Below are 12358 nucleotides of genomic sequence, written 5' to 3'. Positions count from 1 at the left end.
CGTAACCAAAAGGTTTTCACCTTTAGAAAAAGCGCGGATCGCAATCCACGCTTTTCAAACTCTTATAATTGGCGAAGTTCCTGCTTAATTTCTGTTTTAGACTTAGTCTTTTCATCAATTTCTTTAATTACACGAGCTGGTGTTCCTGCCACCACAGTATAAGGAGGCACATCATCAATGACAATCGCACCTGCCGCAACTACTGCTCCCTTACCAACCGTTACACCTTCCAGAACCACTGCATTGGCTCCGATTACTACATCATCTTCTACAACAACAGGTTTTGCTGAAGGAGGCTCAATAACTCCAGCCAATACTGTTCCTGCTCCAATATGGCAATTCTTGCCGACTGTAGCTCTTCCGCCAAGAACAACATTCATGTCAATCATTGTACCTTCACCGATCACTGAACCAATATTAATGGATGCACCCATCATGATTACAGCGTTATCACCGATTTCAACCTGGTCACGGATGATCGCACCCGGTTCAATGCGGGCTTTAATATTTTTCATATCAAGCAATGGAATCGCTGAGTTTCTGCGGTCATTCTCAATAACATAATCTTCAATTTTTGACTGGTTTGCTTCAATTGCCTGGCTAAGTTCAGGCCATTCACCAAATACCACACCGGTGCTGCCATTTATAAAGGCCTTTGCTGAAGCACCGAAGTCGATTCCTTCTAATTCACCTTTAATATAAACCTTTACAGGTGTTGATTTTGTGCTGTTCTGGATAAATGAAATAATCTCATTGGCATCCATCATTTTCATATTAAAAATCCTCCTCTATGTATAACATTGCAACTAGCATTACTTTAACAAACAAAAGCGCTGAAAACAAGAAAAATAAATGAAAATAGAAGTCATGGGTGATATCATTTTCCTTCTTCTTCAATATGTTCCTTAATCAACTCAACAAATGCCTGAACTTGCTTGAGCTGAAAGGCGGATTCATATCCCAGCAGCCATGTATCACGCTTAATCGGCAAATTATTTTCATCCAGCAGCGGGATTTTAAAAATATTTTTTTCCGCACCATTCAGCGTAATGGCCGGAAGAATAGCATACCCTATTCCATTGAAAGTCATTTGCTTGCACGTCTCAATTTGATCAACTACTATTGTCCGTTTTGGAGAGGTTTTGAACTGCCTTAGCCACCAGTCCTGAATTTCCTGATAATAGTTGGAATCACTCTTAAACTGAATAAAGGGCCTGTCTGTTTCCAGGACCTGCTCCGGCCTTGTAATCTCTGTATCCACTAGATAAAGACTGTCCTTAAATAAAGGGATTTTAATCCCCTTCCAGTCAGGAGTTCCTCTAATAATTCCAATATGAACCTGATCATCATAGAGCGATTTTAAAATTTCACTGCTCCAGCCGGTGATCAGAGAAATTTTTGCCTGGGGATAGCGGCTAACAAACTTCTTAAGAACTTGAGGCAGCCAATTCTGCCCTACGATTGAAGCAACTGCTATTTTTAAGGTGCCATGGACCTCTGAATTCAAGGCTGTAATAGACTCCCTGACCTTTTCTTCCTTCGCAAGAACTTCATTAATGAATTGTAATACAATTTCTCCAGCGGGCGTCAGTGACAAACCCTTTTGTGAGCGGAGGAATAGTTTGCTGCCCCATTCCTTTTCAATATTAACGAGACGCTGTGAAAGTGCCGGCTGCGAAACAAATAAACGTTCTGCCGCTTTTCGCATATTCATTTCCTGTGCCAGCACTGATAAAAGGTGAAATTCCGTAAGTGAAGACATAAACATCTTCCCTTCATAAGTTTTTCTTATAGTATATCTTAATTGAATTAGAGTTTCATTATCATTAAAATGGTCACAGCACCTGAAATGCTTACAGCTCTTTAAGAAAATAAAGATCTCTGCATGGTAGATGCAGAGATCTCTGGCCGTTTAATCGGCAACTTCCTTTTCATGCTTTGGCAGAGCAATTACCAATAAGAAGCTTATAACAGCAAATAATAGGACTGCATAGTACACTGAATGAAGTGAAATGGTGAGACCATTTTGCAGGATTTCCTTCACTCCCGTATTCAGGCTGTTTCTCGCCTCTTCATTTAAAAGTACATTTGCTGAATCTAAAGATAGGCTTGAATCTATGCCTTGACCATTATTCTGTATATATGATTTTATCTGGCTGTTCAGAATGCCGCCCAGCAAGGCTGCTCCTATAGTGTTGCCAAGATTTCTCATAAACATATTGGCAGCAGTGGCAATTCCCCTTTGCTTCCATTCCACTGTACTCTGAATGGAAACAATAAAAGCAGTGCTCGTTAATCCCATTCCAGCCCCGACTAAAAAGCTTCCAGCCGCCGCCCATACAGGTCCCGCTTCAGGAGTGAGTGTGACGAATAAAATGCTCCCTGCAATTAAAAATACTCCCCCTATTACAGAGGTGCTTCTAAAACCAATTTTCAGAAGAAGCTTGCCTGCAGCTGCAGAAGCTATTGGCCAACCTATCGACATCGTCGTAAGTGTAAAGCCGGCGACAATTGGTGACCTTTCCATTACACCCTGGACAAATGCCGGCAGAAAACTGGAAATCCCTATCAGCATCACACCAGTTGTCAGTGAAGCTAAATTAGCAATTAAAATCGGTTTTTCCTTCCAAATATTAAAAGGCATCATTGGCTCTGCTGCTTTTTGTTCCTGCAGGATAAATAAAATAAAGGCAATTACACTAACCGCTAAAAGGCTGATTGCTTCAATGGAATTCCAAGCCCAATTTGTTCCTCCCTCAACGAGCACAAACATCAGAGATGAAATGGAAACCGTTAATAGCACAGCCCCTGCATAATCGATCTGATGCTTTTTTCTTTCCACATTCTCATGAAGGAAGAGCCATAAGCCTGCTATAGCCATGATGCCAAGCGGAATGTTAACCCAAAAAACATATCGCCAGCTGACGAATTCAACAAGAAGCCCCCCTATTGCAGGACCCATGATGGCTGAAATTCCCCATACGCTTGATAGATAACCCTGAACCTGTGCCCTTTCCTCTTTTGTATAGATATCCCCGACAATGGTGGTTGCTATCGGCATGACTGCTCCAGCACCAACCCCTTGGATTAATCGGAAAATGATCAGTGCTGTCATTGATTCAGCAAAACCGCATAAAATAGAACCAATTAAAAATATGATAATCCCGAATGTTAAAACAGGCTTCCGCCCAAATAAGTCTGAGAGCTTGCCGTAAATCAAAACAGTCACAGCATTCATTAACAAATAAGCTGAAAACACCCAGCTATATAAAGCAAATCCGCCTAAATCCCCAACAATGGCAGGCATCGCAGTTGAAACAATGGTTGCCTCTATAGCACCCATAAACATGGCAAGCATAACTGAAGCAAGCACAAAAGGCTTTTTCGTAACTTTTCTTTTTCCTTCCGGCATTTTTTTATGTAAAGTCTGACTCAAGCATTTCCCCTCCAAAATGAATAAAAACATGAATAACGCCTGAAAATGACGGCAATAAATCCACCGGTACTCTCATCATTGAAAATAAAGCAAGCTCCCACTGCTGGGAGCTGAGTGATGTTTATCGCTTATTTAATCGTCTGATGTGTTTATTTAATTGATCCAAAACTGTTCTGCGAGTCAGTATCCCCTCAAAGTAGCCTTCCTTGTTTTCTATACATATGAAGGGATGGTCAACTAATAGTTCGATCGATTGCTGTATAGAAGACTCGGCATCAAGCCGCGGGATATTTCTGTTCATAGCCTCTTCAACCCTTTTTTGCTCCAGCTGCTCAAATTCGATCCGCTCTAGCCCGAGAATGGAATCCATGATTATGGGTGTGCTGATTAAACCCTGCAGCTTATATTGCGGGTCTAGTACAGGTATTGCTGTATACCCGCTTTTTGTTAGCACTAAGAGGGCATGCTCCAAGTTATTTCCAACCTGTACATGTGCTACCCGTTCAGAAGGAATCATGAAATCACTAATGTTAAATTCTAAAAATTCCTCGCTATGGAGACTGATCATCGCCGAAAACTCCTCAAAAATTAGTTATACTTCTTAACCATTTTATCATAGTCTCCGGCATTTTGCCCCTATTAACCTTTACTCGTTTGAATGTCTTTTACTTCATAGCCGCAGTCAGGGCAGCGAAAAATAACATTTTGATTGGACTGTGCGGTTAAAACGGCATCAATGTTTTTTTCAGCCATGCATCTTGGACATGTTACACTTGGCATCATTCTGCTTCACCTCAAATCAAAAGGTCCTTTATTACTTATTGTTCTCAATGCCTATTTTTTCGAGTCCTTATTATCTTTTAAAATTTCTTTCATTTCTTCAAGAGTTTTCCTGATCCGGATTACTTCTTTTTTTGTATTAATTAAATCTGCAAGCAAAAGAAGAACTGTAAAAAACAGCAAAATCATGAGCAGATAATACATTTCACACCTCTGGGAGATTGATATTTCATATTATAGCACGCTTTCTCTTCAAGCTATTTTTAATAAGAAAAGAGGCCCAAAAGGCCCCTTATGTATGTGGTGAATTATTGGATCAAATCGAAAATTTCGATTGTAATCATATCAATATTGTCGAATTGATATCTTTTTGGCTTTTCTTTATCGTAATATACTTCCAGTTCAAATGTTTCATTTTTCGGATGAAAAGTGACCTGGCATTTCCTTTCACCATTCACCTCAAAAAATCTTTGCATTGGCTCTCCGCCTGTTGCTTGTTCCTGTAAGCTTTTTAAGCGTGTTAATATACCTTGAAGCTGTGACATGCTCTCTCTCCTTTCCAAAACAAAACCCATAATTCTACATTTAGGTTTCTCTTTTGGCATGTTTCTATCCTAAAGAAATAAATTCAGAATATTCAAGCTCGAAGCTTTACATACCAATATTAACAGAATAAAATATTGTCAGGTGTTTGTACAAGCAAAAGCTTAATAAAGGATGTGATTTTTTTTGGCAAAACCTGAAAAATTGGCGGAAAATCTATATTTAATTGACGATTTTGATCTTTCATTGGAAAAACGTACCGGTACATATGTCTTAACAGAAGAAAAGCTGACTTTGATCGAAACTTCCGCAAGTCCTTCAATTCCCTACATACTGGAAGGACTAAGCCAGCTTCACATTACACCCGAGGAAGTTGAGTATATCATCGTTACCCATATTCATCTTGACCATGCAGGCGGCACAGGCCTTTTACTAACCCACTGTCCGAATGCAAAGGTTATTGTCCACCCGAAAGGCGGCAGGCACTTGGCAGATCCTTCCCGCTTAATTGCTGGTGCAAAAGCTGTTTATGGTGATAAATTTGATGGACTATTTAATCCTATTTTGCCTGTTCGAGAGGATAAAATTATCACAAAAGAACACAAAGAAGAGCTTAAAATAGGACCAAATTGCACCCTGAAATTTTATCATTCACCCGGACACGCTAATCACCACTTCAGTATCTTTCATCCTGGTTTAAATGGAATGTTCACAGGAGACACTGCTGGTGTATCTTATCCTCAATTAAAAGAAAATGGAATTGAAATGTATCTGCCGTCAACTTCACCAAACCAATTCGATCCAGACAAAATGCTCGAATCCATTGCCATGTACGAAAAAATGGATATTGATTTTATTTTCTTTGGCCATTATGGCATGAGTTCAAACCCCAAAGAGGTCTACAGGCAAATTAAGGATTGGCTTAAGATTTTCCTGCATGCAGGCAGAATTGCCGTATCTGAAGGCGGTTCTTTAGATCAGCAGACACAGGCAGCACAAGACATGCTTGAAGAAAAAATCAAAGTCTATCTAAATGGCAGAGGCATCCCATCTGACCACCCTGTATATAAGATCCTCTCTGTGGATATCACCGTGTGCTCTATGGGATTGATCGATTATCTGCAAAAAACAAACTAATTGCTTACTTTAAGATCCTGCATTATGATGGAATAACAAAAAACTCAGGGGGGAAGCACTTTGAAAGAAATTGTTTTATACACACAGCCGGATTGTCCGCCCTGTGAGATTACGAAGATGTTTTTGAATGAAAAAGGATATTTTTATACGATAAAAGATATTAAAAAAGATACAGCAGCCCACAAAGAGCTGACCAGGAAATATAATTCTTTTTCCACTCCTACAATTGTCATCGGAGATACTGTCATTAGGGGTTTTGACCTTGAAAGACTGCAATCTGCATTAGATGATGGCAAAAAGTGAAACTTCCATTGCAGGGATCTCCTGCCTGTCAGGCTGCAATAATTAAAATAGGAGCTTAAAAGCTAAGCTTTTAAGCTCCTATCATCTAATTGGATGCCAGCTGCCCGTTTAATTCCTGATGTTCAAATAAAGCAATTATACCTTGTTTATTATCTGTTAAAAGCATACTTCCTGAACGAAACAAAGCGTCGAATGGATTTAGCAGGAATCCGAATTGATACGACGGTTTGTTAATCCAAATTGGATTTTCAGGTGTTTTAAATGAGCTTTGTGTTGCTGCTTCTTCATTACTCTCGGCTTTCTTTAAAATTTTCTCGGGTATATTTTCACCCAGGAATTTGGTGATTTTAAATCCCCCTTCTTGTTCCGCAAGCAAAAGTCCCTCATAGTGACCTTCATATGCGACAGGGCCGTCTTGATTATCCGGAAAGTATTCATACACATAAATTTTACTTCCTTCTTTAACTACTTCTGTATTACCTGAATACGTAAAGAAGGGAATGTAATATGCAGCAGCATCAGATCCAAGGGTAAAGTACTTGCCATTCTCTGAAACAAGGTTTTCATTCAGAAATTCAACTTTAGGTTTTTCTGAAAAATATGGGTCAAGCAATTCATCGACTTCCTTCATGCTTCGCTCTTCCTCGCTCAGCGAAACCTGTGAATAAAATGCATTTTGCAGGAATTTGTATACCTCTTGTTTATTGTTAAGGCTCTCGGCATTTGTATGGGAAGGAATTGCTGCTGCCATGACTGCAATTGTGATAAAAATTCCTGTTAAGTGCTTGTACATTCCACTCTCCCTTTCTTAATCGTTCACTATTCTATACCATCAATTTTACCAGCAAATAAATCTGCTGTTGCCGGTTTTCGTACCCGAAATTCTCTTATGTTTTGACATAAAAATTCGTTTCTTGTTATGAATCTACCCGTATTGACAAAGAATTAACGCAATAAGCGGAAAAGTGTATATAAATGAAGATGTAAATATTGTTAATCAGCAGCATGTACCTATTTAAATAAAAAAAGACCCTGCCTATGAGGGTCTTTACCAATTCCATGTAAGTGCAAAATAAGTGATCATAACAAGAAGAATTCCAAAGCAAATCGCATATGTGAGAAAGATTGGGTTTCTGATATATGCATGCTTTTGAACATTATCAGGCAGTTCTGCATCAATATCACCTTTTACAGCCTTTCGCTCCTTTGCAGCAAACAGGGTGTAAGCCAGGGCGTAACCGAGTATCCCCAAACCGATAACTAATATGATCAATGTGTACATGCTCATGTCTAATCTCTCCTCAAGGAAAGTTCTACACTTACATTTCCTCAAATTAAGATTGTTTATACTTTTTAATTTTTATGCTTATAATAACCCATCATGGTTGTATAAAAATTCGTACGATAGATCCACAAATAAGTAATCATTGGTATTAAGCGGGAAGGAAAATGTCCTGATTGTTTCGCCTGTCTCAATATCGGTATACAAATCAGAGAGGATACCTTTTTTATTTATTCGCATTTTCATGATATTTTCAAGAAAGTATGGTCGCCAGCTCCAGTTTTTGTGAAGATATTCTTCCTGGGTTATCCATTCCCCATCCCGTTTGAAATAATTCGCAGATTTCTGGAATCCATCTTCATCGCAAATATACAGGCGAAAAGCTGCACCATCCAGAAGAACCGTAATCTGCTCCAAAGTTTCTTCATATACAAAAACCTTTTTATTTTTATTGGCAAAATCAATCATCTTTTCATTGAACTCCAGTGTAACCTGATACAAGGACTCCAATTTTTTCTTTTCATGCACAATAAACCGATGGCATTCACTTCGTAATTTTTCCTTTAAAATATCTCTATCAGTGAAATTTTCAGCCGGTTTTTGCAAATAATAACCTTGATAATAACGGCCTCCATTTTTCCAGGCAAACTGAAGCTGATAAACCATTTCAATATTTTCAAAAAGCATGCTCGCTCCTATTTTCCTGGCAAGCATGGATAAAGAATAGAGGATATCATTAAAATTATAGGCAGAAGCATTTGATTTCATGGACTCCAGATCCACCTTTAAAATGTCGGGAGCCAATTGCCCGATCCTGTCCAGATGACTGCTTTCATTGCCTAGTTTATCTATTGCTAATTTGATTCCATATGTCCTGTAATAATTCAATAGATGGTCCAGATGGTCAATATCGCCCTTATAATTCCGTTCTGTAATTTCCAGTACAATCCGGTCAAGGCTTATTCCTTGTTTTTCATATTCGTGGAGGGTATTTAAAAATTGTTCCCCGTCATTATACATGAGCAAGTCAGCATCCCTGTTGACGAAAAGCAAAATATCTTTATCCAGGTCCCGGGCCTTATCCAAAGCCTTTTTTAATACTTCATAATCTACTTCAATCCGGTATTCTTCAGGAATATTCTCATCCTGGAAGAACGGCCCCAGACTACTGGCAACTCCATCAGATCCTCTATATCGGCCTAAAACCTCATAACCAATGACACGATGCTCATCCGCACTGAATATTGGCTGGAAATAAGGAAATACATTATCCAAATCTGTAAGGATATCCAATGCATCCATGTCCTAGCCTCCCTATGTATATTAATGAGTTATTATACCATATTCGCTTAAAACTTTTACTATTCAAAATATAGATTCCACTTTTTGATAAAACCTCATTGTTTGGCAAAAGCTTTGCATCATATTGCTGCGCCTTCTCTCACAAGCTAATAGCAGGACATCTAAGAAAGAGGGTATTTCATGAGGAATTTCCTATTTATATCCCTTCTTATTCCTTTGCTTGGCTGCGGCCATTCAGAACCAGCCAGTTCTTTCCATAAATCTGACATTGCATCAAAAGAGCTGGATGCACTAATATCAGTCAAGGCAAAGGTACAGCAGAATGTAACAGCCCAGTCTACGAAAACTCTTTCGGCTGTGAAAAAGGAATCTGTCATTATTGATGTTCCACTAATCAGACAAAACCCCGAATTGAAGTATGGGTGCGAAGTAACCAGCCTGACAATGGTCCTGCGGCATGCAGGTGTGCAAGTGGGGAAAATGGATTTGTATAATGCAGTAAAGAAAGATAATGATCCGCTGATACGTTCAAAAGGTGATATTTTGAAATGGGGTAATCCAGCAGAAGGATTTGTAGGAGATATGACCGGAACAAGTGCAGGCTACGCTGTTTTTGATAAACCAATTGAAGAATTAGTGAATAAATATCTTCCCGGAAGAGCCGTTAATTTATCCGGCCAACATTTTGAAACGGTTCTTATGCATGTGTCCAAAGGATATCCTGCTGTGGTCTGGACAACAGGAGATTATAGGCTTCCTGATCGCTGGGAGTCCTGGACTCACTCCGGCAAAACCATTAAAACCCCATTAGATCTTCATGCAGTCGTATTAGTAGGCTATGATGAACAGTTTGTTATTCTAAACGATCCCCTCTCAGGGAAAAAACAGGTGAAGGTTTCTAAAGAACGATTCATCTCCTCTTGGAAAGCATTGCAATCCAGGGCAGTAAGTTACCAATAGATAATGTCAACCGGCTGAAAATAATTCAGCCGGTATTTATAAACATCAAAATGGAAATTGATTCAGCCACTGTCCTCCATCCATAGTGATGCATTCCCCATTAATATAACCTGCATGCTCTGAGAAAAGGAAGAATGCCAATTCTGCGATTTCTTCCGGCTTCCCGAGCCTGCCAAGAGGCACACTTTGGAGTGTCCTGTTTGCAGCATCTTCTGATTCCCAAAGCCTGTCAGCCCCTCCTGTCCTTTCAATCGGACCTGGGGCTATTGCATTCACTCTAATTCCGTATTTTCTACCCCATTCTACAGCCAAGGTTCTTGTCATGGATAATACACCTGCTTTTGCGGCTGCCGAGTGTATAACACCCGCTCCAGCATCCCAAGCATATGTAGCCACCATATTAATGATGCTCCCCTTAATTCCTTTTTCAATCCAGTATTTACCCACTTCACTCGAACAATAAAAGGTTCCATTCAAGACAATATTAATAACAGAATTCCATCCATTTGCACTCAGCTGCTCTGCAGGGCATATAAAATTTCCCGCTGCATTATTAACAAGGAAATCAATTTGTCCAAATGCACTCAGTGTTTCATTGAGCATATGTTTAACATGTTCAATTTCACGGACATCCATTTGAATTGTCAAAACTTGTCCCTGGAATGCTTGAATTTCAGCTTTTGCTGTCTCAAGGCGTTCCGGGTTTCTTCCTGTTATCACCACGTTGGCTCCAGCTTCAGCAAACCTCTTTGCCATATATTTTCCCATGCCGCTGGAACCGCCAGTAACAATGACTGTTTTATTCTTCATTCTAATTCCCCTCCCAAAAATGAATGATCATTCATTTATATTTTACCATTAAATAAAGAATTTTCGAATTATTATTTACAAATAAATTAATAATTTTAAGGAAAACGAAGGATAAAAAACAAGTATAGTTATTTCTTCTTTTTAATAGGATAGTTTGATAGTATTAAAGATACTGCTATGAGAAGGCAGTGCCTTTACTCATGTCAATAAATTATTTATAGATAGGTTGGTATGCTAAATGCCGGAAAAAGTGTCCAGAAGATCTTTTTTAAAAAGAGCTCTAGGCTTTTTTGCTGCTGTTTTTGGTATTAGTGCAGGCGGCTATTATTATGCACGGGATATTGAGCCGCGGCTCTTGGAAATTACAAAATACAAAATCTCTGACAACGCTATTCCAAAAGCGTTCCATAATAAAAAAATCATCCAATTCAGCGATACCCATTTAGGATTTCATTATGACCTGAAGCAGCTAGAAAAATTGATTGAAAAGATAAACAGCTTGAAGCCTGATATTGTCTTCTTTACAGGTGATCTGATGGATGAACCCAATAAATATAAAGAGGCAAACCAAATTGCCCCCCTCCTGAAAAGAATTCAGGCGCCGCTTGGAAGGTTTGCTATTTATGGAAACCATGATCACGGGGGCTATGGTTCTGATATCTTTAAATCTATTATGGAAGAATCCGAATTTATTCTTTTGCTGAATGAAAATCGCAAAATCGAGTTTTCCGGCAGCAGCATCCAGATTATCGGCATTGACGATGCCATGCTCGGCAGACCGGACATAAAGCTTGCCAGTCGAAGTTTGGACGATTCTTCCTATAACATTTTATTGTCCCATGCACCGGATTTAGCAGATGAAGCCTCAGCTTTCAACATCAATCTGCAGTTGAGCGGCCATAGTCATGGAGGACAAATAAAACTGCCGTTTATGGGAGCGTTAGTTAAACCGCCGCATGCTGAAAGATATTATGAAGGCTTCTATGAAATCGGCGGCCAAAGCCCTTTAACTCTTTATGTAAACAGAGGGCTTGGTACAACCCGGCTGCCCTTCCGGTTTTTATCCAAACCTGAACTGACGGTATTTACTTTACAATCAAACAGAGAGAATTAAAGGGAAAGCACATCTTTGCAGCTTTCCCTTTTTTTGCTTCCTTCGGGACACAATTTATCCAATTAGTTACAAGATCATTTTTGCAGGCATATATTTGAATAGACCTTTAAGAAAGAGGTGATTGTTATTTACCATATAGTAAAACCTGGTGAGACATTGTCTGTCATCGCAAAAAATTACCGCCGCCCTTTAAGCGAGCTCCTGGCGGCAAATCCTTCCATTGTAAACCCGGGCCTTATTTATTCCGGCCAGCGAATAGTAATACCAGGGCTGCCGGAACCTGCCTCCATTCCGTATACCATCATTGTTTCAAAAGGCAAAAGAAGCTTAACTCTTTTATATAACGGCGCCATTCAAAAAGTGTATCCTATTGCCGTCGGAAAAATGCTGACACAGACCCCAATTGGAGAGTTTGTTATTGTGAACAGAGAACCCAATCCCGGCGGCCCATATGGGGTCATGTGGCTTTCCCTGTCAAAAGCCGGCTATGGAATTCACGGAACCAATAACCCTTCCTCAATTGGCCAATCTGTTTCCAAAGGCTGTATACGCATGTATAACCAGGATGTGCTCGAATTGTCACGCATAGTGCCAAATGGCACCAGGGTACGGATACAGCCATAGCTGCTGCTTACAAAAACTTTCGCTGAAAAATTGCGAAAGTTTTTATTTTTTTTGTTGATATTTTTTT

General features: G+C 39.5%; 15 protein-coding genes. 5 read left to right on the top strand and 10 right to left on the bottom strand.

From position 1 onward, the window contains the following. Positions 1-62: 62 nt before the first annotated feature. The 6 genes from dapD to ACR42H_RS08685 form a co-directional block, all read right to left on the bottom strand. Positions 63-773 (bottom strand): 2,3,4,5-tetrahydropyridine-2,6-dicarboxylate N-acetyltransferase, encoded by a 711-nt coding sequence (gene dapD / locus ACR42H_RS08710; protein ID WP_113881777.1) that lies wholly within the window; start codon positions 771-773, stop codon positions 63-65. 104 nt (positions 774-877) lie between these two features. After that, the gene (locus ACR42H_RS08705; protein ID WP_113881776.1) at positions 878-1762 is read right to left on the bottom strand and encodes a LysR family transcriptional regulator; all 885 of its coding nucleotides are present in this window, start codon (positions 1760-1762) and stop codon (positions 878-880) included. Between the two features lie 150 nt (positions 1763-1912). Beyond that, positions 1913-3412, bottom strand: a complete 1500-nt coding sequence (locus ACR42H_RS08700) for an MDR family MFS transporter (protein WP_113882139.1) — start codon at positions 3410-3412, stop codon at positions 1913-1915. Between the two features lie 145 nt (positions 3413-3557). Beyond that, positions 3558-4004 carry a cyclic-di-AMP-binding protein CbpB gene (gene cbpB, locus ACR42H_RS08695; protein WP_009330996.1) on the bottom strand — a complete coding sequence of 149 codons (447 nt, stop codon included), beginning with the start codon at positions 4002-4004 and terminating at the stop codon, positions 3558-3560. Between the two features lie 266 nt (positions 4005-4270). After that, positions 4271-4420, bottom strand: a complete 150-nt coding sequence (locus tag ACR42H_RS08690; RefSeq protein WP_019381664.1) for a hypothetical protein — start codon at positions 4418-4420, stop codon at positions 4271-4273. A 104-nt stretch (positions 4421-4524) separates the two neighbouring features. Then, the gene (locus ACR42H_RS08685) at positions 4525-4761 is read right to left on the bottom strand and encodes a YkuJ family protein (RefSeq protein ID WP_019381663.1); all 237 of its coding nucleotides are present in this window, start codon (positions 4759-4761) and stop codon (positions 4525-4527) included. Positions 4762-4945: 184 nt separating this feature from the next. Between ACR42H_RS08685 and ACR42H_RS08680 the strand changes: the two genes are divergently transcribed. Both ACR42H_RS08680 and ACR42H_RS08675 read left to right on the top strand, forming a co-directional pair. Continuing rightward, a complete protein-coding gene (locus ACR42H_RS08680; RefSeq protein ID WP_436375593.1) occupies positions 4946-5896 on the top strand; it encodes an MBL fold metallo-hydrolase in 951 nt (316 codons plus the stop codon). Positions 5897-5956: 60 nt separating this feature from the next. After that, positions 5957-6199 (top strand): glutaredoxin family protein, encoded by a 243-nt coding sequence (locus ACR42H_RS08675; protein WP_113881774.1) that lies wholly within the window; start codon positions 5957-5959, stop codon positions 6197-6199. A gap of 85 nt (positions 6200-6284) precedes the next feature. On the opposite strand, the gene ACR42H_RS08670 is transcribed toward ACR42H_RS08675, so the two are convergent. The 3 genes from ACR42H_RS08670 to ACR42H_RS08660 form a co-directional block, all read right to left on the bottom strand. After that, positions 6285-6992: a DUF3993 domain-containing protein gene (locus ACR42H_RS08670; RefSeq protein ID WP_436375589.1), complete on the bottom strand. Its 708-nt coding sequence runs from the start codon at positions 6990-6992 to the stop codon at positions 6285-6287. 255 nt (positions 6993-7247) lie between these two features. After that, on the bottom strand, positions 7248-7487 hold the full coding sequence (locus ACR42H_RS08665; protein WP_113881772.1) for a hypothetical protein: 240 nt from the start codon (positions 7485-7487) through the stop codon (positions 7248-7250). 78 nt (positions 7488-7565) lie between these two features. After that, complete coding sequence (locus ACR42H_RS08660; protein WP_113881771.1) at positions 7566-8783, bottom strand: EAL domain-containing protein; 1218 nt, start codon at positions 8781-8783, stop codon at positions 7566-7568. Between the two features lie 180 nt (positions 8784-8963). Here ACR42H_RS08660 and ACR42H_RS08655 point away from each other — a divergent pair, with 180 nt between their 5' ends. Continuing rightward, positions 8964-9743: a C39 family peptidase gene (locus ACR42H_RS08655; protein ID WP_436375587.1), complete on the top strand. Its 780-nt coding sequence runs from the start codon at positions 8964-8966 to the stop codon at positions 9741-9743. A gap of 45 nt (positions 9744-9788) precedes the next feature. Here the strand turns inward: ACR42H_RS08655 and fadH are convergent, their stop codons facing one another. Then, positions 9789-10553, bottom strand: a complete 765-nt coding sequence (gene fadH / locus ACR42H_RS08650) for a 2,4-dienoyl-CoA reductase (protein ID WP_113881769.1) — start codon at positions 10551-10553, stop codon at positions 9789-9791. A 238-nt stretch (positions 10554-10791) separates the two neighbouring features. On the opposite strand from fadH, the gene ACR42H_RS08645 reads away from it, so the two are divergent. Together ACR42H_RS08645 and ACR42H_RS08640 are read left to right on the top strand one after the other, a co-directional pair. Next, positions 10792-11667, top strand: a complete 876-nt coding sequence (locus tag ACR42H_RS08645) for a metallophosphoesterase (protein ID WP_436375585.1) — start codon at positions 10792-10794, stop codon at positions 11665-11667. Between the two features lie 126 nt (positions 11668-11793). Beyond that, positions 11794-12291: a L,D-transpeptidase family protein gene (locus ACR42H_RS08640; protein WP_113882138.1), complete on the top strand. Its 498-nt coding sequence runs from the start codon at positions 11794-11796 to the stop codon at positions 12289-12291. Positions 12292-12358: the final 67 nt, after the last annotated feature.

Origin of the sequence: Cytobacillus sp. BC1816, assembly GCF_051353635.1 — a bacterium.
GTDB classification, from domain to species: Bacteria; Bacillota; Bacilli; order Bacillales; family Cytobacillaceae; genus Cytobacillus; species Cytobacillus oceanisediminis_C.
The sequence above is the reverse complement of the archived record's forward strand: the minus strand, read 5'-3'. Positions and strand labels throughout refer to the sequence as shown.